Here is a 19,555-nt window from a genome sequence, read left to right on the forward strand (position 1 = left end):
CCGGACAGCTCTCCTTATTCTCGAAGCGGCCGTCACCTTCGTGCCCCCGTGCCGCGACCCGTGCGTGATCGGATCGCGACCGGATCGTCTCGTCCCGCCCGCTCGACCCGATTCGAAGGAGCCCGAGATGTTGCGTCGCCGATCCGCCCCGCTCGTCACCGCCCTGCTCGCCGCAGCCCTGCTCGCGGCCCCCGCCCAGGCCGCCGCCGACACCGCCCCGCCGGGGGTGCCGCTCGATCAGCTGCGCGCGGAGGTCGCCGACTCCCCCGAGACCCTCGCCGCGCTCGAGCGGCTCGTCGCCGACTCCGGCTCGGCGGATCCGTTCGCGCCGCCACCGAAGAACATCCCGCAGCCGTTCTCGTCACCCGCACCGACCGTCGGTCCGGGCTGCGGCGGCGGTTTCGTGCCGTTCGCGATGACCACCGCGTGGGTGCATCCCGGCCCGCACGGTCAGGTGCCGTTCGGGTCGATCGAGGTGATCGTCGAACCCACCGCCGGCGCGCCGGTGACCGCCTCGGACCTGAAATTCGTGTGGATCAACATGGAGAACATCCGGGCCGGGGTCGCCACCCTCGACAACAACGGCGGCGGATTGCAGTCCACAGTGATCGACAGCGGTCCCGGCGCGGTGCTCGGCGCCCTGTTCGGCTCGCTGCAGTACGCCAACGGTGCGTTCTGCCAGGTGATCTACACCATGGGTGGCTTCTTCGCCTGAGCCCGCGCTCCCCGATCGGGGCGGTCAACGCAGTCGTTCGGCGTCGCGGGCCAGATCGAGCAGCTCCGCGCACAGGGCGGTCAGCTCGTCGGCCGCGGCGCCCTCGGCGACCGCGGTGGCGACGTCCTCGGCGGCGCAGCGCGCCCGGAACGCGCGGTCGGCGAGTGCCTCGACCTCGCCGGCGGTGAGCACCACCGAATCCTCGGGCAGTCCGGCGCGGCGGGCGCTGCTGCGCTGCTCGTAGGCGCGTTGCCGGCACGACTGGCGGCAGTAGCGGCGTCGCCGCCCGGTGCCGATCTCCGGTACCGGGCGCCCGCACCACAGGCACGTGCTCGCTCGGGTGTCACGTCCGGTCACGAGCGTCACTGTACTGCCCACCTGCACTCCCGGCGGGGCGGCGGGAACCCCGGACGCACGGGCCGGTGCGGGCACCGTGCGCGCGGCGGTGCGGCGAGTCGGTAGACTGGTCCCTCGGCTCCTCGGTGGGCCGCGGGAACGGAATCGGCTCCGCAGACGTTGAGCACAGTGGACGTCGAGCCCGGTGTCGATGCCGCACGGCATCGTCACCCGGGCGGAGCACACAAGGAAGGACACCACCATGGCAGATCGTGTACTGCGAGGCAGCCGACTCGGGGCGGTGAGCTACGAAACCGACCGCGACCACGATCTGGCGCCGCGGCGAATCGCGCGCTACCGCTGCGACAACGGCGAGGAATACGACGTGCCGTTCGCGGACGACGCGGAGATCCCCGGCACCTGGATCTGCAAGAACGGCCTCGAGGGCACCCTGGTCGAGGGCGCCGCACCGGAGCCGAAGAAGGTCAAGCCGCCGCGCACCCACTGGGACATGCTGCTCGAGCGTCGCTCCGTCGAGGAACTCGAGGACCTGCTCAAGGAGCGCCTGGACCTGCTCAAGGCCAAGCGCCGCGGCGCCTGACACCCGCGCCGCCGAACACGTACGTGTGCCGCCCCGGACGATCGTCCGGGGCGGCACACGTCGTTACGGACCCCGCAAGCGCAGCCCGACGGGACGGTGGTTCCGCGAATTCGATTGCGGCCCCGCCACGAATCGATCAATCGTCGATATCGGCCGGACGGTGCGTGCAATCATGATCGCACGCCGATCGATCATGATCGGCACGCCCGATCCACGACCTCCGCGCCGGTGCTCCGGCGGGTCGCTTGCAAGGGGGTGAATGTCCGTGACCGACCGTCACCACACTGCGGCGGACGCGCCGTCGACACAGGCCGCCGCCGATTTGGCCGACCTGCGTGCCGAACTCGACGACATCGACCGGACCCTGCTCGACGGGATCCGCGCCCGCCTCGAGGTGTGCGGACGCGTCGCCGAACTCAAGCAACGCCACGGCCTCGACGTGCTGCAACCCGGCCGCATGGAGGTCGTGCACCGCCGCGCCCAGGACTACGCGCACAGGCACGGCCTGTCCGGCGACTTCGTGCGCTCGCTGTACACCCTGCTCATCGACGAGGCATGCCGGGTCGAGGACCGCATCGTCTCCGGCGGCGCCCCCGCGGACCGGGTCGGCTCCGGTCGCCGCGGCGACGGCACGAACTGAGGCCCGTCGTGTCCGCGCCCCGACCGATCCGCACGGTGTTGATCGACAACTACGACTCGTTCACCTACAACCTCTACGACCTGATCACCCGCGTCAACGGCATCCCGCCGCGGGTGCTCACCAACGATCGCAGCTGGGACGAGCTCGTCGCCGAACCGTTCGACAACATCGTCATCTCCCCCGGCCCGGGCCGACCCGACCGGGCCAGGGACTTCGGGATCAGCGCCCGCGCCCTCACCGACGCAGAAGTGCCGCTGCTCGGGGTGTGCCTGGGCCATCAAGGACTGTGCCAGCTGTTCGGCAGCGCCGTGATCACCGCCCCCGAACCGGTGCACGGCCGCACCAGCCCGATCCTGCACGACGGCACCGGCCTGTTCGCCGGGCTGCCGTCGCCCTTCGAGGCGGTGCGCTACCACTCGCTGATCGCCGACCCCGTCCCCGACGAGCTCGTCGCCACCGCCCACACCCCGGACGGGTTGCTCATGGCCGTCGCGCACCGGCACCGGCCGCTGTGGGGGGTGCAGTTCCATCCCGAATCGATCGGCACCGCCCACGGCGCGCAACTGCTCGCCAACTTCCGCGACGCCACCCCGCCGCGCAGCCCGATCACCGTCACCGCCCCCGTCGATCCGGAACCGGTACCCGAACCGGCTCCGCGCTATCTGCTGGCCAGCCGCCGGCTGCCGCTGCACCCCGACCCGTCCGCGGTGTACGAGGCGCTCTTCGCCGCCGGCCCGCACGGCTTCTGGCTCGACGGCAGCGCCGCGCTGGAGCCGCAGTCGCGGTTCACCGTCCTCGGCAACGGCGCCGGACCCCGCGCCGACTACCTGACCTACCGGGTCGGGGAGGGCATCGTGCGCGAACACCGCGCCGACGGCACCGTCGAGGAACACCGCCGCCCCGTCTTCGACCATCTCACCGCCCGCCTCGCGGAGCGCCGCGCCGCCGCCCGCGACGACCTGCCGTTCGGGTTCGCGCTCGGCTACGTCGGGTATCTCGGCTACGAACTCAAGGCCGACGCCGGCGCGCAACTCGTGCACACCTCCCCCTACGCCGACGCCGCGCTGGTCTTCGCCGACCGGGCGGTGATCGTCGACCACGACGACCGCTGCTGCTATCTGCTCGCCCTGACCGAGGACACCGACGATCCCGAGACTCTTGCCTGGTTCGACGCGACCGCCGCGATCCTGTCGGCGCTGCCCGAACCGGTGACCGACGAGCAGATCCCGGTGCCGCTGATCGGCGCGGACGGTGGCCCGCAACTGCGGCTGCGGCACTCCCCGCAGCGCTATCTCGATCTGATCGCCCAGTGCCAGAACGAGATCCGCAGCGGCGAGACCTACGAGGTGTGTCTGACGAACACCGTCACCGTCGACGGTGGCATCGACCCGCTGAGCACCTATCGGGCGTTGCGCCGCATCAGCCCCACCCCCTACAGTGCGCTGCTCGACTTCCCCGAGGTCGCGGTGCTCAGCGCCTCCCCGGAACGGTTCCTGCGGATCGACGCCGACGGCACCGTCGAATCGAAACCGATCAAGGGCACCCGCCCACGTGGCCGGACCCCCGGCGAGGACGCCGCGTTGCGGGACGGACTGTGGGCCAGCAAGAAGGACCGCTCCGAGAACCTGATGATCGTCGATCTGGTGCGCAACGACCTGTCGCGGGTGTGCGTGCCCGGCTCGGTGCACGTGCCGGCACTGTTCGCGGTGGAAACCTATGCGGCGGTGCATCAGCTGGTGTCCACGGTGCGCGGCACGCTGCGTCCGGACGTCTCGGCGGTGGACTGTGTGCGCGCCGCCTTCCCCGGCGGATCGATGACCGGTGCCCCGAAGCTGCGCACCATGGAGATCATCGACAAGCTCGAGGACGGCCCCCGCGGGGTGTACTCCGGGGCCATCGGATATCTGTCGCCGACCGGCGCCGCCGACCTGTCGGTGGTCATCCGCACCCTCGTCGCCACCGCCCACGAGGTCACCTTCGGGATCGGGGGGGCGATCGTGGCGCTGTCCGATCCGGACGACGAACTCGACGAGACCCTCGTCAAATCCGTGGTGATGCGCCGCTGCCTCGCCGCGGCCCGCGACACCACCCCGACCGACGGGACCGATGCGATCGGCTCCGCGGACCCGGACGATCTCGTCGACGGGCCACCGGTGCTGCCGGGGCGGGCCGGGCCGTGACCACGCCCGGCCGGGTGATCGTCGCCGGCGGATGCGGCGCCGTCGGCGCCTTGCTCACCGCGGCGTTGCGCGAGGCCGGCCGTCAGGTGCTCGTCGTCGACCCGGCCGCCGCCCCGGCTGCACCCGGGATGCTGCGCGCCGATCTGACCGCCCCCGACACCCGCCTCGCCGCGGCACTCGACGGCGCCGACATCGTGGTCCTCGCCGTCCCCGACGTCGTCGCCGGTGCCGCCCTGCCGGTGCTCGCGCGGCTGCTGCCCCCGCACACCCTGCTGGTGGAGACCCTGTCGGTGAAGACCCCGATCGCCGCGGCGCTGCACACCTACCGGCCCGGCGCCCCCACGCTCGGCATCAACCCGATGTTCGCCCCCGATCTCGGATTGCCCGGCCGGCCCGTGGTGGCGGTGCGTCACCACGACGCACCGGTCGTGACCGAGTTCGTCGCGGCGCTGCGCGACTTGGGTGCCACCGTGGTCGAGACCACCGCCGACGAACACGACCGGATCACCGCCGCCGTGCAGGTGCTCACCCACGCCGCGATCCTCGCGTTCGGTATCGCCCTCGACCGGCTCGACGTGCCGGATGCCGCCGCGCAGGTCGCCGCGCCCCCGCACACCGCGCTGCGCGCGCTGCTCGCCCGCGTCTCCGGTGGCACCGCCGAGGTCTACCACGACATCCAGCTCACCAACCCGTACGCCGCCACCGCCCGCCGCGCCCTCGCCGGCGCGGTCGCCGATCTCGACGCCGCCACCGACGCCCTGCCCGACTTCGCGGTGCTGCTCGACCGGGCCCGCGCCGCGCTCGGCGACGGGCAACCGGCCGCTGCGCAGCTGTGCGGGCAGCTGTTCGCGGCACTGCCCCGCGATCCGGGCGCGGTCGGCGGTCCGAGCGAGGAAAGGAGCCGGACATGAAGGAATCCGACATCCCCGGCCCGCAGCTGCGCGCGCCGGAACTCCCGCAGTACGACCCGTCCGATCCGGCGGAGAGCGCGGTGATCGCCGGGCTGACCCGCTCGTGGCCGCGCCGCGCCGCCGTCAAGAAACCCGAGGTCGACCTCGACGCGCTGTTCGAGGCGGACCGCGCCGACTATCCCGAGCAGATGCTGCCCTTCGCCGAGCATCCGCGTTATCTCGGGCTCGACGAACAACAACAGGCGCGGCTGCGGGCCTGGGCGTGGATTGCCTACAACAAGAGCGTCGTCGACATCGAACAGCACGTCGTCAACCCCGGCTTCGCGTTGATCACCGAGGACGCCTTCGGTATCGGCCCGTCCGACACGGTGGTCACCGGGGTGCTCCAGGCGATGGTCGACGAGCAGTACCACACCCTCATGCACCAGCAGGCCAACGTGCTCACCCGCCGCCGCCGCGGCTGGGCGCTGAAGGAGTCGGTGCTGCCGCCGTGCCCGACCGTGCGCGAGCATCGCGCCGCGGTCGCGCACGCCGAGACCCCGCGGGACGCGGCGCTGGTGCAGCTGGCGTTCACCACCGTTGCAGAGACTTCGATCAGCGCCTATCTGGCGTTGCTCACCACCGACCCGGAGCTGCAACCGGTCAACCGCGCGACGGTGGCGGTGCACCGCCGCGACGAGCTGTGCCACGCCTCCCTCGCGGGTGGGCTGCTCACTGCGGTGCTCACCGAACTCGACGACACCGATCGGGTGCGGCTGCTCGACGCGCTTGGTACCGCGGTCGCGGCGTTCACCGGCGCCGACACCTCCACCTGGGCGGCGATCATCGCGCGCGAGAACATCCCCGGCGGCGACGAGTTGGTCGCCGACACCATCGCCGTGACCGAGGGCCGGCCGGTGGTGCAGGACTGCAGCGCCATCCGCCGGCTGTGCGCGGAACTGGGGCTCGGGGAGGAACTCGACGCCCGCTGGCCGTGGCCGCGCAGCGCCTAGCGCCTCGGCCGCACAGCGCCTAGCGCCTCGGCCGCACAGCGCCTGGTATCCCGGCCGCGCGGGCCGAGTCAGCGGCCCAGCAGTGCCCGCAACCGCGCGAGACGGCTGCGCAGCCCCCACACGGTGACCCGCACGAGGGCCTCCTGCACGATGTTGCCGTTCATCTTCGACTCGCCGATTTCCCGTTCGGTGAACGTGATGGGCACCTCGGCGACGGTGAATCCGGCCTGCAGGGTGCGCCACGCCAGATCGACCTGGAAGCAGTAGCCGTGCGAGGCGATCGCGTCGAGGTCGAGCTTCTCGAGCACCTCACGGCGGTAGGCACGGTAGCCGCCGGTGATGTCCTGGATCGACACCCCCAGCGCGAGACGCGAGTAGATGTTGCCGCCGCGGGAGAGCACCTCGCGGTGCCACGGCCAGTTCACCACCGTGCCGCCGGGCACGTAACGGGAGCCGAGCACCAGATCAGCGCCGGCGTCGACCTTCTCCAGCAGCAGGTGCAACTGCTCGGGGGCGTGGCTGCCGTCGGCGTCCATCTCCACGAGCACCGTGTAGCCGTGCTCGAGCCCCCACCGGAAACCGGCGATGTAGGCGGCACCGAGACCGTTCTTCTCGGTGCGGTGCAGCACCGCGATGCGCTCGTCGGCGGCGGCGAGGTCGTCGGCGAGGTCACCGGTGCCGTCGGGACTGCCGTCGTCGACGACGAGGACATGGGTGTGCGGCAGCGCAGCGTGCAGCCGCGTGATGATCCGACCGAGGTTCTCCCGCTCGTTGTAGGTCGGAATGATCACCAGGGTGCGGGCGCTGGGTGCGCTGTCGTTCCCGGCCGGCGTCGCCGCTGCCATCAGAGGTCCTCCTTGTCGAACCGGCCACCGGCCGGTGCTCCTGCTGCGCCGGTGCTGGTGCGAGCTGCCGCACCGGCCTTCTCCCGCCGTCCTCGCACCAGGACGAAACCGGCGGCGGCCACGGCCGCGGCGCAGAGCACAAGCTCCGGCGCCACTCCGAGCCGACTAGCCAGCGTAACGTCTGCGCGCACGGGCACCTGCGCCACCAGGGCATCGGGCACGAACAACGGTGTGCTCTGCTGCACCCGACCGGCCGGATCGACGATCGCGCTGACCCCGCTGGTCGCCGCGACGATCACGGCCCGGCCGTGCTCGACGGCCCGCACTCGCGACATCGCCAGCTGCTGATAGGTCATCTCGGTGTCGCCGAAGGTGGCGTTGTTCGTCGGCACCGCCAGCAGTTGCGCGCCGGCGTCGATCGAGTCGCGGAACGCCCGGTCGAAGGCCACCTCGTAGCAGGTCGCCACCCCGATGTCGATGCCGCCGGCGGTGACCATGCCGTCGCCGTCGCCGGGCACGAAATGGCCGGCGCGGTCGGCGTACTCGGAGAACAACCGGAAGAACGACCGCCACGGCAGGTACTCGCCGAACGGCTGGATGATTTTCTTGTCGTGCCGCTCCCCCGGACCGGTCTGCGCGTCCCACACGATCACCGAATTGGTGGTGGTCCGGTCGTCGTTGACGAGCACCGCCCCGACGAGGATCGGCGCGTCGATCGCGGCGGACGCGGCGGAGATGTCGCGTGCGGCATCGGCGTTGCGCAGCGGGTCGATATCGGAGGCGTTCTCCGGCCAGATCACCACATCCGGGGCCGGAGCCCGTCCGGCGGCGACGTCCTCGGCGAGGACGAGGGTGCGGGCGACATGATTGTCGAGCACCGCCTTGCGTTGGGCGTTGAAGTCCAGGCCCAGGCGCGGCACACTGCCCTGGATCGCCGCGACCGTCACCGTCGACGACTCGTCGGTGGCGGTGCGCACCAGCGGCCACGCCGCCGCGGCGAGCAGCGGACCGAGCAGCGTCACCGCGACCGGCACCGTCCAGGCCCGCACGGGGCGGGGACGGCGGGAGGCGGTCAGGGCGAGGGCGGCGAGCCCGGCGCCGGTCGCGGCCACGGCGAACGACACCAGCGGGGCGCCGCCGACGACGGCGAGGGAGACGAACCCACCGTCGGGTTGGCCGAAGGCCAGCCGACCCCACGGGAACCCGCCGAACGGGACGCTCGAGCGTAACCATTCGGTCAGGCTCCACGCCGCCGCGATCCACAACGGCGCGACCGGCAGCGACCGCAGGTGCACCACCAGCGCCCCGAACAGGCCGACGAAGACCGCCTCGGCGGCGGCGAGCGCCAACCACGGCAACGGCCCGACATAGACGCCGATCCAGGGCAGTAGCGGCACCAGGAATCCGAGGCCGGCGAGATAGCCGTAGCCGAACCCGGCGCGTCGCCGCAGCGGTACTGCAGTCGATACACCGACCAGGAGCGCGATCCCGACGGGGGCGAGGAACCACAGCGGACGCGGCGGGAACGACGCGAACAGCAACACTCCCGCGACGACGGCCAGCAGCGCGCGCAGCGCGACGACCCGCACCGCCCGCACGGTGACCGTCGCGAGGGGCCGGCCGGTCACCGCGCGTACACGACCCGGCCGCGGTGCACACTGCGCACCAGCACCGGATCGGCGGTGCCCGGGGCGAGATCCGGCAGCGGCGCCACCCGGGACCGCGGATCCGTCGACCATCGCTGCACCGAATCCTTCGGGGCGCTGACCACCAGCTCCCCGACCTCCCAGATCGCATACGACGCCGGCGCACCCGGATCGAGGGTGCCGGCCAGACCGTCACGCACCCCACCAGCGCGCCACGCCCCGCGGGTCGCGGCGGCGAACGCCGCCCGCGGCGAGATCCCGCTGCCCTCGGTGCGGTGGTGCACCGCCGCCCGCAGCATCGGCCACGGCTGCGGCGCCGTCACCGGCGCATCCGAGCCGAACGCCAACGCCAGCCCGGTCGCTGCCAGCGGCGCGAACGCGTTCAACGCCGCGGCGCGGTCGGCGCCGAGCCGCTGCGCGTACATCCCGTCCGCCCCGCCCCACAGGGCGTCGAAGCTCGGCTGCATGCTCGCGATCACCCCGTACCGCGACAACACCTCCGCCTGCGCGACCGTCAACGACTCGACGTGCTCGAGCCGATGCCCGCGCGCGGCGAGCACCGGTCCCCCGACCTCCGCGGCGACCGCCTCGAAGGCCGCGACCGCGGCGGTGGTCGCCGCGTCACCGATGACGTGGAAACCGGCCTGAATGCCCGCCGAGGTGCACGCGCGCACGTGCGCGGTCAGCTCGTCCTCGGTCAGATAGCGGGTGCCGCAGCAGTCCGGCAGATCGTCGTACGGGCGGGCCAGCGCGGCGGTGTGCGAACCGATCGACCCGTCGACGAACAGATCCCCGCCCAGGGCATCGGCGCCGGTCTCGGCGAGCAGCTCCGCGGCTTCCTCGCCGGTGCGCGCCGCCTGACCCCAGTAGCCGCGCACCTGCACCGGATGGTCGGTGCCGAGCAGTTCGGTGAAGTCGTCGAGCCCGGAGATGTCGGGGCCGGCGCATTCGTGCACCGCGACGTAACCGTGCGCGGCGAAATCGTCGAGGGCCGCCAGGCGGGCGCGGGCACGCTGCGCGGCGGTCAGCCCGCGGCGGGCGGCGCCGCGCACCGCATGATGCGCCGCGGCGGTCAGCGGCTGCTGCGGATCGAAGCCGGCCAGCTCGTCGAGGGGTTCGGCGACGGCCCGCAACGCGCTCGACGCCGCCGCCGAATGCGCATCGATCCGGCCGAGATAGACGAGCCGGGCCGGGGCGGCGGCATCGAGGTCGGCGGTGGTCGGTGGCGTCGGGTCGGGCCAGCGGGTCTCGTCCCAGCCGTGCCCCCAGATCACCGCGTCGTCGTGCGCATCGGCGTGCGCGCGGACCCGGCGCAATGCGTCGTCGCGGTCGACGGCGTCGGTCAGATCCAGCCCGGTCAACGCCAGGCCGTGGCTGGTGGTGTGCACGTGGGTGTCGACGAAACCGGGGGCGACGAACGCGCCGTGCAGATCGACGATCTCGGCGTCCGGGTGCAGGGCGCGGCCGGGCCGGTCCTGCCCGACCCACACGACCGTGCCGTCGGTGACGGCCATCGCGGTGGCATCGGGGGCGCTGGCGCTGTAGATGCGGCCGCCGACGAGAAGCTGGGTGTGCGGTGCAGGGCTCACGAGTGCCCAGTCTGCCCGTTACCGCTCCTCGCGGCGGCGCGGGGTCTCCACGATCTCCCCTTCGAGCACGGTGCCACGGTCGTCGACCTGCTCGGTCACGGCCGCACCACCGGTCAGGTGCGGGGCACCACCGACGACACTGTGATCGACGACCTGCCCGTCGACCACCACCAGCCGCTGCGCGGAGAACCCGGTGACGCGGGCCCGCCGCGCGACCAGCGTGCGCACCGCCGGACGCAGCGCGGCGCGGGACGGCAGCAACAGCAGCACCCCGAGCACGGTGCTGACGATGCCGGGAATCAGCACCAGGGCCGCGCCGGCGCCGATGAGCGCACCGTCGGTGAGCACCCGCTCCGGGGAATTCGCGTGCGGCGCCCGGCCACCGCGCAGCTCACCGAGGTTGCGCAGCGCGCGGCGACCCAGGGCGGCGAGCACGAGATAACCGGCGGCGCTGACACCGAGGAAGATCAACACGGTGGCCAGGGCTCCGAGGGTGGAGCCGAGCCAGGCCAGCACCGCGATCTCCGCCACGACGTAGAGCACGAACAACAACGGGTACACGGCGGGACTTCCTTCCGTCGGCGGTTTCTGTCCGGTCAACGAACGGGCCACCGGTTTTGCTCCCGCACCCGACCCGCGGATGCGGCGCGTGATCGAATGGCCGCCATGACTGCAGGTGACTGGGCGTTGCTGATGACCGCCGCGACAGCCGCCGGCTGGGTGGACGCGGTGGTCGGCGGCGGCGGGCTGATCCTGCTGCCCGCCCTGTTCCTCGTCGCCCCGCAATTGACGCCACAGGCGGCGCTGGCGACGAACAAGCTCACCGCGATCTGCGGGACCGGCGCGGCGGTGCTGACCTTCGCGCGGCGCATCCCGCTGCGCTGGTCGCTGCTCGGCCCCGCTGCCCTGGTCGCCGCGCTGGCCGCGGCGGCGGGGGCGGCGGCGGTCTCGCTCATCGACCGGGAGGTGTTCATCCCGATCGTGATGGTCGTGCTCGTCGCGGTGGCGGTGTTCGTCACCGCCCGCCCGAAACTCGGCACCGGCAGCACCCGCCGCCCGTCCACGCTGCGGCTGGCCACCGTCGTGGTCACGGCCGCGGCGGTGATCGGCTTCTACGACGGGATCCTCGGGCCCGGCACCGGCACCTTCTTCATCATCGTGTTCGCGGCGATGCTCGGCAGCGAGTTCGTCACCTCGGCGGCGATGGCGAAGGTGCTCAACTTCGGCTCGAATCTCGGGGCGCTGGTCCTGTTCGCCGTCGGCGGGCACGTGTGGTGGGCGCTCGGGGCGGCGCTGGCGGTGTGCAATGTCGCCGGCTCGGTGCTCGGCTCCCGGATGGCGCTCGCCCGCGGCGCCGGGTTCGTGCGGGTGGTGTTGCTGGTCGTGGTGATCGCCATGGTGATCCGCCTCGGCATCGAACAGTTCGGCTGAACCACCCCGCGGGGCTCGGTGCGGCAACCCCGATGCCGCACATCCCGGCGTTACCGTGGGCGGGTGAATGCGGTGGACGACGATTTCCTGGCCCTGCCGTTGCACGCGGCCGCCGACGCGGGCCTGACGGTCGCGCGGGCGGCGGGCGCGAGTCACGCCGATGTGCGGGTGCATCGGATCCGGACCGGGACGAGCACCCTGCGCGACGGCGCCCTGCAGGCGGCGGTGGACGACAGCGACTGCGGGGTGGCGGTGCGGGTGCTGCTCGACGGCACCTGGGGATTCGCGTCGCATCCGGTGCCCGGCCCGGACGGCGCCGCCGACGCCGCGGCCCGCGCCGTCGCGGTCGCCCGCACCCTGCGCGCGTTGAACCGGGATCCGGTGCAGTGGGCCGACGAACCGGTCCACCGGGACGCGGTGTGGGTCTCGCCGTACGAGATCGACCCGTTCACCGTCCCCGCCGCCGAGCGCATCGCGGTGCTCGAGGACCGTTCGCGGCGACTGCAGGACGCCGACGGCGTCGACCACGTCGCCGCGAATCTGACGCTGGTCAAGGAACAGACCTTCTACGCCGATCTCGCCGGGTCGACGATCACCCAGCAGCGGGTGCGGATCCACTCCGACCTCGACGCGACCCGCGTCGACCGTGAGGCCGGCACCTTCGAGTCGATGCGCACCCTGGCCCCGCCGGCCGGCCGCGGCTGGGAGTATGTGGCCTCGGACCGGTGGTGGGACTGGAGCCGTGAGCTCGCCGAACTGCCCGAGCAGCTCGCGGAGAAGGCGCAGGCCCCGTCGGTGATCCCGGGCCGCACCGATCTGGTGATCGACCCGACGAATCTGTGGCTGACGATCCACGAATCGGTCGGGCACGCCACCGAATACGACCGCGCCATCGGCTACGAGGCCGCCTACGCCGGCACCTCCTTCGCCACCCCCGACCTGCTCGGCAGCCTGCGCTACGGCAGCGACGTCATGCATGTCACCGCCGACCGCACCGAACCGCACGGCATGGCCACCGTCGGCTACGACGACGACGGGGTCGCCGCCCAGTCCTGGGATCTCGTGAAGGACGGGGTGCTCGTCGGCTACCAACTCGACCGGGCGTTCGCCCCGAAGCTCGGGGTGGCCCGCTCGAACGGCTGCGCCTACGCCGATTCGGCGCATCACGTGCCGATCCAGCGGATGGCGAACGTGTCGCTGCGACCCGATCCGAGCGTCGATCGCAGCACCGCCGATCTGATCGCCGGGGTCGACGACGGGCTGTACATCGTCGGCGATCGCAGCTGGTCGATCGACATGCAGCGGCACAACTTCCAGTTCACCGGTCAGCGGTTCTACCGGATCCGCGGCGGCCGGCTCGCCGGGCAGGTCCGCGATGTGGCCTATCAGGCGTCGACCACCGAGTTCTGGGGTGCCCTCGAGACGGTCGGCGGCGCGTCGACCTGGCAGCTCGGCGGCGCGATGAACTGCGGCAAGGCGCAACCCGGGCAGGTCGCGTCCGTCTCGCACGGCTGCCCGTCGGTGCTGGTGCGCGGCGTGAACGTGCTCAACACGGTGCAGGAAGGTGGCCGATGATCCCCGGAGACCGACTCGTCGAAACCGCCCTGGCGACCTCGCCTGCCGACGAGACCATCGTGATGGTCACCGACAGTGCCGAGGCGTCGCTGCGGTGGGCCGGCAGTTCGATGACCACCAACGGCTCCGCCCGTGCCCGCGGCGCCACGATCCTCGCGATCCGCCGCACCCCCGACGGGGCGCACTGCGGGGTGGTCAGCGCCCCGATCGTCGACGCCGACGACATCGGCGCGGTGGTTGCCGCGGCGTGGGCGGCCGCGCAGCAGGCCCCGGCGGCCCCGGATGCGATGCCGTTGATCGACGGCGACGACACCGACCCGCAGTGGGGCGACGAGGCCGTCGGCACCGACGTCGAGGTCTTCGCCCCGCTCCTCGACGGGCTCGCCTCCGGCTTCGACGACACCGACGCCCTCTACGGATTCGCCCACCACCAATCCACGACGATGTGGCTGGGCACCTCCACCGGGGTGCGGCGCCGCTGGGTGCAACGCGACGGCTCGCTCGAGATCAACGGCAAACGCGGCGGCCTGACCGGGGCGAGCGCCTGGGTCGGCGCCGGCACCGTCGACTTCACCGACATCGCAATGGATCCGCTGCGTGCCGAACTGGCGCGGCGGCTGGACTGGGCCGGTACCCGCGTCGACCTGCCCGCCGGACGGTACGAGACGCTGCTGCCACCCTCGGTGGTCGCGGACCTGATGATCCCGCTGCTGTGGTCCCTCGACGGGCGCGGCGCCGAGGAGGGCCGGTCGGTGTGGGCGGGGCCCGGCGGAACCCGCCTCGGCGAGCAGATCGCCGCGCTGCCGGTGACGTTGACGTCCGATCCGGCCGCCCCGGGGCTCGGTTATGCGCCGTTCGTGGTCGCCACCGCCTCCACCGACAGCGTCTCGGTGTTCGACACCGGGATGAGCGCCTCGCGGGTCGACTGGCTCCGCGACGGCGCCCTGCACGCGCTGGCGTATCCGCGGGCCGCAGCCGCCGAATTCGGGGCCACCCCCACGGCGCCGGGTGAGAATCTGCTGCTCACCGGTGGCAGCACCGCCGATGTGAACGACATGATCGCCCGCACCGAACGCGGTCTGCTGCTGACCACCGTGTGGTACCTGCGGGAGGTCGATCCGGCGGTGCTGTTGCTGACCGGCCTGACCCGCGACGGGGTGTATCTCGTCGAGGACGGGCAGGTGCGGGCGGCGGTGAACAACTTCCGGTTCAACGAATCCCCGGTCGATCTGCTCGGCCGCGCCACCGAGATCGGCGCCACCGAACGCACCCTGCCGCGGGAGTGGAAGGACTGGTTCACCCGCACCGCGATGCCGCCGGTGCGCATCCCCGACTTCCACATGTCCTCGGTCAGCGCCGCCCACTGACCTCCGGTCCGGTCGGTGACGTCCATCGACCGGACCGGTAGGGGCTCAGAGCAGGTCGGTGAGTTCCTTGCCGATCTCCTCGGGGGTGACCGTCGGCTCGAAGCGGCGCACCACCGCGCCCTGCGGGTCGACGAGGCACTTGGTGAAGTTCCACTTCACCTCGTCGGTGCCGATCGCCTCCGGGCGGGTCTTGCTCACGTGCTCGAACAGGAAACCGTGCTGCGGCCCGAAATCACCGGGAGCCTCGGCGCGCAGGTGCCGGTAGAGCGGGTGCGCATCGTCGCCGTTGACATCGACCTTCGCGAACACCGGGAAGGTGACGTCGAAGTTCACGCGGCAGAACTCCTGGATCTCGCTGTCACTACCCGGTTCCTGACCACCGAACTGGTTGCACGGGAACGCGAGGATCTGCAGGCCGCGCTCGCCCAGCTCGCGGTGCAGCGCCTCGAGGGCCTCGTACTGCGGGGTCAAGCCGCACTTGCTGGCGACGTTGACGATCAGCAGATGCCGGCCGGCGAAGCGGGCGAGATCCTCGCTGCCGCCGTCGGCGGTGGCCACGGTGTACTCGTGCACGGACATGCGCTCTCCTGAACTGGGTTCGATCGGCTCAGCCCCGCAGGTGAGGCCGAGATCACCACGGACCCTACGGGATCGGACGACCCGGGCGGGGCTGCCGGTGCGGGGTCAGTCCAGGTCGCGGACGTGCCGGGCGGGGCTGCCCAGATGCAGCGTGTGCGGGGCACAGTCCTTCGTCACCAGCGAGTTCGCGCCGATCACCACACCGGCGCCGATGCTCACGCCCGGCATGACCACCGCACCGGAGCCGATCCACGCGCCGTCGCCGATGGTCACCGGCTCCCCCGTCAGCGTCGACGCGCGCTGTTCGGCGGTGCCCATGCGGTGGCTGCTGGTGAGCACCCGCACGTGGTCGCCGAGGAACACCCGCTGCCCGAGGGTGATGTCGGCGACCGTGTCGAAATAGCAGCCGTGGTTGACGAACGAGCCCGCGCCGAGGGTGAGCCGGCCGAGGCCCTGCACCACCACGCCGGTGTGGATCAGGCTCGGCGGTGCGGCGTCGACACCGGCGCGGCGCAACCACTTCCAGCGACTCGAACCGGAGATCAGCGGGTTGCTCGCGAGCGCCACCGCGATCGCCTGGGACCGGTAGGTGTGAGAGCGCGCCACGACGTCTACCGGCCTGCCGTGTCGTCGGCGGGATCGAGCGCACACGCCAACCCGACGGTGCCGGTGCGGCCACGACGCACCACGCTCGCGCCGACGATGATCCGGCCGAGCAGTCCGTACTTGCGGGCGATCACCGACCGGGCGTGCGCCGAGCCGTCGGCGTCGAGCACCTCCCCCGTGCCGGGCACCGCCGCCGACTTCGGGTTGCCGCGCGCGTCGCAGATCGCCAGGGACACCCGCGGATCGCGGCGCAGTCGCCGCACCTTGTAGGCGTCGGCGACCGTCCACACCAGCAGCCGGTTCCCGTCGGGCGCCGCCCACACCGGGGTGTCCACCGCGCTGCCGTCCTTGCGGTAGGTGGTCAGCAGCACGAACTTGGCGGCGGCGAGGTCCGCGAAGGTGGGGGTCGTCGACTCGGGCATGGCCACCACCCTACAAACCGCCCGGTCTCACGGCACCGCTCGTCCCGCCGGCGCCGCGTTCTACGCTGGCGGTCATGGCCGATACCGCTGTCGACGTGCACCTGCCCGCCGGGCACCTGACCTCCGCGCAGGTGCAGGTGCTCGCCGAACTCGCCCACACCCACGGCGGCGGCGAACTGCACCTGACCGCCCATGCCCAGCTGCGGGTGCGCGGCGACCACGCCGCGATCAGCGCGGCCGTCACCGCCGCCGGTCTCACCGTCGACGTGCCCACCCGCGCACGGCTTCTCGTCTCCCCGCTCAGCGGCCGCATCGGCGGACACCACGACCTGCGCGAACTCACCGCCACGGTGATCGCGCGCCTGGACGACCGGCCCGTGGCGGCCGGCACCGTCCTCGGGCTCGACGACGGCACCGGCGACATCGTCGCCCTCGCCCCCACCGTCGCGGTCCTCGCCCGCCCCGACGGCCGCTTCGCGGTGATCCGCGACGGCGCCGACACCGGGGTGCGCGTCGACCCGCAGGACGCCGCCGAGGCGCTGCTCACCCCACCGACCGACCCCACCGGGGATCCGGAACCAGTGCCCGAGCGGCCGCGGCCACCGATCGGCTGGCTCGACCAGCCCGACGGGGCCGTCACCCTCGCCGGCGGGCTGCCCGGCGGGATCCTTCCCGCGCGCCTGGCGGAATTCCTCGCCGCCGTCGAACGTCCGGTGATCGTCAGCCCGTGGCGGTCGGTGCTGCTGTGCGATCTCGACGAGTGGACCGCCGAACAGGTGGTGCGGGTGCTCGCCCCGATGGGGTTGATCTTCGACGCCGACTCCCCGCATCTGCGCTGAGCCGCCGCTGACCTGCACGAACGGGCGGACTTCGCGAACCGGACCGTCGCCCCCGATCCGGCCCGCCGACGGTTCGGCCGCGCCTATCGTGGACGGATGAGCGGTCCGACAGCGGAATCCGACAGTTATGACGTGATCGTCCTGGGCGCGGGCCCGGCCGGGGAGAACGCCGCCCAGTACGCCATCGCCGGCAGCGACCGCACCGCGGTGCTCGTCGAACACGAACTCGTCGGCGGCGAATGTTCCTACTGGGCCTGCATGCCCAGCAAAGCCCTGCTGCGCCCCACCCAGGTGCTCACCACCGCCCGCAACATGCCCGGCGTCGCCGACAAGATCAGCGCCCACGGCGTCGAGGTACCGGCCGTACTCGCCCGCCGCGACAGCTTCACCCACAACCGCGACGACAGTTCCCAGGTGGACTGGGCCGAGGGCGCGGGTATCGACGTCGTGCGCGGCCACGGCCGCCTCGCCGGCGAACGCACCGTCACCGTCACCGGAGCCGACGGGGAGCGTCGCCTGCAGGCCCGGCACGCCGTCGTCCTGGCCACCGGCACCGTCGCGTCGATCCCGGACCTGCCCGGGCTGCGCGACGCGCTGCCGTGGACCTCCCGCGATGCGACGAACCTGCTCGAGGTCCCCCGCCGCGTGCTCGTCGTCGGCGGCGGTGTCGTCGCCTGCGAAACCGCCACCTGGCTGCGGCAACTCGGCGTCGAGGAACTCACCCTCGCGGTGCGCGGCGACCGGTTGCTGCCGCGCGTGGAGCCGTTCGCCGCCGAACGCGTCGCCACCCGCATGGCCCACAAGGGCCTGAATGTGCGCTACGGCACCGAGATCCGCTCGGTGCAGCGCCCCGACGTCAAGGACACCGGCGTCGGCCGCATCCACGGCGGTCCCGCCACCGTGGAGTTGTCCGACGGCAGCACTGTCGAGGTCGACGAGATCGTCGTCGCCGCCGGCCGCTGCCCCGCCGTGGACGGGCTCGGTCTCGACACTGTCGGCCTGACCGACGGGAAGGTGACCGTCGCCGACGATCTCACCGTCGACGGGGTCGACGGCCAGTGGCTGTATGCGGTCGGGGACATCGCCGGTCGCGCCGCACTGACCCACATGGGCAAATACCAGGCGCGGGTGTGCGGGGACGTCATCGCCGCCCGCGCCGAGAACCGCCCCACCGACGGGTCACGATTCCGGGCGAGCGCCGACCACGGCCAGGTCCCGCAGGTGATCTTCACCGTCCCGGAGATCGCCGCGGTCGGCCGCACCGCCGAGCAGGCCCGCGCCGACGGACTCGACGTCGAGGTCCTCGAGGCCGACATCGACGTCGCCGGGGCCTCGCTCGCCCGCGACGACTACGCCGGACACGCCGCGCTCGTCGTCGACCGCGCCACCGACACCCTGGTCGGCGCGACCTTCGTCGGTCAGGAGGTCGCCGAACTCGTCCACGCCGCCACCATCGCCCTGGTCGGGAAAGTGCCGCTGGACGCCCTGTGGCATGCGGTGCCGTCCTACCCCACCATCAGCGAGATCTGGTTGCGGCTGCTCGAATCCCGCCGCAGCTGACCGCCTCTCGAACGTGCAGTTGTCGTGGCGACACGCCGCGTGGCGACGAGAACTGCACGCCGACGGTCAGCGCGGCAGACGCCGCCACACCGCGCGCGGCAGCAGGCGCATCCCGAAGAACACCGACGACATGCTGCGCACCCTGCGCTCCCCCGACGGTGCCGAGGGCACGCAGGTCCCCGCGGTCTACGTGCATTTCGGCACGTAGACCGGCGACTTGTTGGAGCCCGGGCCGACGATGAGCGCGGGTTGCCTCCGGTGATGCGGACGCCACGGACCTCATCAACAGCGGTGACTGTCACCTGATGCGCCGGTGCCGCCACCTACCTGCTCACCGTTAGTTTCACGCCCGTAGTTCCCTGGCTCCGACCGACACCACCACCAGGACGGTGGGTTTGACAATGTGACGGCCGACCGGCGCGGACGACATCGTGAACGATCGAAGATCGTCATTCCGATTCCCTGTCGATGTCCTTGTCGGCTCCCCGCGCCGGTGAAGGACAGTCGGACCGTAGGCTGGGACCAGGACGCGAGCGAGGGAAGGAGGCGATTGTGCTGGTAGGTGTGCTGGCCACAGTCCTCGGTTGTCTGCTCCATAAATGGGCAGCCGTGGCAGCCGCTCGGGACTGCTGCACGATCCGGTGACAGATTCGGTCACGCAGCCTGTGTGGCTGGTGTGGTCATGATGGTCTCGAACTCGACAGGCGTCAATCTGCCGAGC

Annotated in this window: 20 protein-coding genes; 12 read left to right on the top strand and 8 right to left on the bottom strand. The window is 72.2% G+C overall.

Annotation, left to right across the window (positions count from 1 at the left end):
- Positions 1–127 precede the first annotated feature (127 nt).
- Positions 128–715, top strand: a complete 588-nt coding sequence (locus ACQR3U_RS17975; RefSeq protein ID WP_033098325.1) for a hypothetical protein — start codon at positions 128–130, stop codon at positions 713–715.
- Positions 716–739: 24 nt separating this feature from the next.
- Here ACQR3U_RS17975 and ACQR3U_RS17980 read toward each other — a convergent pair whose 3' ends face one another.
- Positions 740–1,081: a hypothetical protein gene (locus ACQR3U_RS17980; protein ID WP_006554803.1), complete on the bottom strand. Its 342-nt coding sequence runs from the start codon at positions 1,079–1,081 to the stop codon at positions 740–742.
- Positions 1,082–1,313: 232 nt separating this feature from the next.
- Between ACQR3U_RS17980 and ACQR3U_RS17985 the strand changes: the two genes are divergently transcribed.
- The 5 genes from ACQR3U_RS17985 (at position 1,314) to ACQR3U_RS18005 (ending at position 6,375) form a co-directional block, all read left to right on the top strand.
- Positions 1,314–1,652, top strand: coding sequence for an RNA polymerase-binding protein RbpA (locus ACQR3U_RS17985; RefSeq protein ID WP_006554802.1), 339 nt, complete (start codon positions 1,314–1,316; stop codon positions 1,650–1,652).
- Between the two features lie 259 nt (positions 1,653–1,911).
- Positions 1,912–2,292, top strand: a complete 381-nt coding sequence (locus ACQR3U_RS17990; protein ID WP_019289573.1) for a chorismate mutase — start codon at positions 1,912–1,914, stop codon at positions 2,290–2,292.
- 8 nt (positions 2,293–2,300) lie between these two features.
- Positions 2,301–4,472: an aminodeoxychorismate synthase component I gene (pabB, locus tag ACQR3U_RS17995; RefSeq protein ID WP_230811100.1), complete on the top strand. Its 2,172-nt coding sequence runs from the start codon at positions 2,301–2,303 to the stop codon at positions 4,470–4,472.
- Positions 4,469–5,383 carry a prephenate dehydrogenase dimerization domain-containing protein gene (locus ACQR3U_RS18000; protein ID WP_230811101.1) on the top strand — a complete coding sequence of 305 codons (915 nt, stop codon included), beginning with the start codon at positions 4,469–4,471 and terminating at the stop codon, positions 5,381–5,383. Before pabB ends, ACQR3U_RS18000 begins: the two co-directional genes overlap by 4 nt.
- Positions 5,380–6,375 carry an AurF N-oxygenase family protein gene (locus ACQR3U_RS18005; RefSeq protein ID WP_230811102.1) on the top strand — a complete coding sequence of 332 codons (996 nt, stop codon included), beginning with the start codon at positions 5,380–5,382 and terminating at the stop codon, positions 6,373–6,375. Before ACQR3U_RS18000 ends, ACQR3U_RS18005 begins: the two co-directional genes overlap by 4 nt.
- A 68-nt stretch (positions 6,376–6,443) precedes the next feature.
- Here the strand turns inward: ACQR3U_RS18005 and ACQR3U_RS18010 are convergent, their stop codons facing one another.
- The 4 genes from ACQR3U_RS18010 to ACQR3U_RS18025 are packed head-to-tail and all read right to left on the bottom strand — an operon-like array spanning position 6,444 to position 11,016.
- A complete protein-coding gene (locus tag ACQR3U_RS18010; RefSeq protein ID WP_006554797.1) occupies positions 6,444–7,220 on the bottom strand; it encodes a polyprenol monophosphomannose synthase in 777 nt (258 codons plus the stop codon).
- Entirely contained in the window at positions 7,220–8,848 is a 1,629-nt protein-coding gene (gene lnt / locus ACQR3U_RS18015) for an apolipoprotein N-acyltransferase (RefSeq protein ID WP_230811103.1), read from the bottom strand. The genes ACQR3U_RS18010 and lnt overlap by 1 nt, the downstream gene beginning before the upstream one ends.
- Complete coding sequence (locus ACQR3U_RS18020; RefSeq protein ID WP_033098290.1) at positions 8,845–10,455, bottom strand: amidohydrolase; 1,611 nt, start codon at positions 10,453–10,455, stop codon at positions 8,845–8,847. Before ACQR3U_RS18020 ends, lnt begins: the two co-directional genes overlap by 4 nt.
- Positions 10,456–10,473: 18 nt before the next feature.
- Positions 10,474–11,016, bottom strand: a complete 543-nt coding sequence (locus tag ACQR3U_RS18025) for an FxsA family protein (protein ID WP_006550013.1) — start codon at positions 11,014–11,016, stop codon at positions 10,474–10,476.
- Positions 11,017–11,121: 105 nt separating this feature from the next.
- On the opposite strand from ACQR3U_RS18025, the gene ACQR3U_RS18030 reads away from it, so the two are divergent.
- The 3 genes from ACQR3U_RS18030 (at position 11,122) to ACQR3U_RS18040 (ending at position 14,828) form a co-directional block, all read left to right on the top strand.
- Positions 11,122–11,886, top strand: coding sequence for a TSUP family transporter (locus tag ACQR3U_RS18030; RefSeq protein WP_033098288.1), 765 nt, complete (start codon positions 11,122–11,124; stop codon positions 11,884–11,886).
- 63 nt (positions 11,887–11,949) lie between these two features.
- The gene (locus tag ACQR3U_RS18035) at positions 11,950–13,461 is read left to right on the top strand and encodes a TldD/PmbA family protein (protein WP_230811104.1); all 1,512 of its coding nucleotides are present in this window, start codon (positions 11,950–11,952) and stop codon (positions 13,459–13,461) included.
- Positions 13,458–14,828: a metallopeptidase TldD-related protein gene (locus ACQR3U_RS18040; RefSeq protein ID WP_230811105.1), complete on the top strand. Its 1,371-nt coding sequence runs from the start codon at positions 13,458–13,460 to the stop codon at positions 14,826–14,828. The genes ACQR3U_RS18035 and ACQR3U_RS18040 overlap by 4 nt, the downstream gene beginning before the upstream one ends.
- Positions 14,829–14,873: 45 nt before the next feature.
- Here the strand turns inward: ACQR3U_RS18040 and ACQR3U_RS18045 are convergent, their stop codons facing one another.
- The 3 genes from ACQR3U_RS18045 to ACQR3U_RS18055 all read right to left on the bottom strand — a co-directional run bounded on the left by ACQR3U_RS18045 (position 14,874) and on the right by ACQR3U_RS18055 (position 16,435).
- Entirely contained in the window at positions 14,874–15,407 is a 534-nt protein-coding gene (locus ACQR3U_RS18045; RefSeq protein WP_230811106.1) for a glutathione peroxidase, read from the bottom strand.
- A 105-nt stretch (positions 15,408–15,512) separates the two neighbouring features.
- Complete coding sequence (locus ACQR3U_RS18050; RefSeq protein WP_019289564.1) at positions 15,513–16,013, bottom strand: acyltransferase; 501 nt, start codon at positions 16,011–16,013, stop codon at positions 15,513–15,515.
- 5 nt (positions 16,014–16,018) lie between these two features.
- Positions 16,019–16,435, bottom strand: coding sequence for a PPOX class F420-dependent oxidoreductase (locus ACQR3U_RS18055; protein ID WP_006550019.1), 417 nt, complete (start codon positions 16,433–16,435; stop codon positions 16,019–16,021).
- Between the two features lie 74 nt (positions 16,436–16,509).
- On the opposite strand from ACQR3U_RS18055, the gene ACQR3U_RS18060 reads away from it, so the two are divergent.
- From ACQR3U_RS18060 to ACQR3U_RS18070, 3 genes are all read left to right on the top strand, one after another.
- Positions 16,510–17,274 (top strand): precorrin-3B synthase, encoded by a 765-nt coding sequence (locus ACQR3U_RS18060; RefSeq protein ID WP_230811107.1) that lies wholly within the window; start codon positions 16,510–16,512, stop codon positions 17,272–17,274.
- Positions 17,275–17,370: 96 nt separating this feature from the next.
- Positions 17,371–18,834, top strand: a complete 1,464-nt coding sequence (locus ACQR3U_RS18065) for a dihydrolipoyl dehydrogenase family protein (RefSeq protein WP_230811108.1) — start codon at positions 17,371–17,373, stop codon at positions 18,832–18,834.
- A gap of 13 nt (positions 18,835–18,847) precedes the next feature.
- Positions 18,848–19,042, top strand: coding sequence for a hypothetical protein (locus ACQR3U_RS18070; protein WP_230811109.1), 195 nt, complete (start codon positions 18,848–18,850; stop codon positions 19,040–19,042).
- Positions 19,043–19,555 lie beyond the last annotated feature (513 nt).

Source organism: Rhodococcus sp. IEGM1339 (genome assembly GCF_050321925.1).
In the GTDB taxonomy this organism is placed as follows: Bacteria; Actinomycetota; Actinomycetes; order Mycobacteriales; family Mycobacteriaceae; genus Rhodococcus; species Rhodococcus pyridinivorans.

Bases quoted from the DNA above. Each gene is read 5' to 3' on its own strand.
- ACQR3U_RS17985 (WP_006554802.1), top strand. From the start codon at position 1,314: ATGGCAGATCGTGTACTGCGAGGCAGCCGACTCGGGGCGGTGAGCTAC.
- ACQR3U_RS18040 (WP_230811105.1), top strand. From the start codon at position 13,458: ATGATCCCCGGAGACCGACTCGTCGAAACCGCCCTGGCGACCTCGCCT.
- ACQR3U_RS18030 (WP_033098288.1), top strand. From the start codon at position 11,122: ATGACTGCAGGTGACTGGGCGTTGCTGATGACCGCCGCGACAGCCGCC.
- ACQR3U_RS18055 (WP_006550019.1), bottom strand. From the start codon at position 16,435: ATGCCCGAGTCGACGACCCCCACCTTCGCGGACCTCGCCGCCGCCAAG.
- ACQR3U_RS18060 (WP_230811107.1), top strand. From the start codon at position 16,510: ATGGCCGATACCGCTGTCGACGTGCACCTGCCCGCCGGGCACCTGACC.
- ACQR3U_RS18045 (WP_230811106.1), bottom strand. From the start codon at position 15,407: ATGTCCGTGCACGAGTACACCGTGGCCACCGCCGACGGCGGCAGCGAG.
- ACQR3U_RS17990 (WP_019289573.1), top strand. From the start codon at position 1,912: ATGTCCGTGACCGACCGTCACCACACTGCGGCGGACGCGCCGTCGACA.
- ACQR3U_RS18005 (WP_230811102.1), top strand. From the start codon at position 5,380: ATGAAGGAATCCGACATCCCCGGCCCGCAGCTGCGCGCGCCGGAACTC.
- ACQR3U_RS18065 (WP_230811108.1), top strand. From the start codon at position 17,371: ATGAGCGGTCCGACAGCGGAATCCGACAGTTATGACGTGATCGTCCTG.
- ACQR3U_RS18010 (WP_006554797.1), bottom strand. From the start codon at position 7,220: ATGGCAGCGGCGACGCCGGCCGGGAACGACAGCGCACCCAGCGCCCGC.
- ACQR3U_RS17975 (WP_033098325.1), top strand. From the start codon at position 128: ATGTTGCGTCGCCGATCCGCCCCGCTCGTCACCGCCCTGCTCGCCGCA.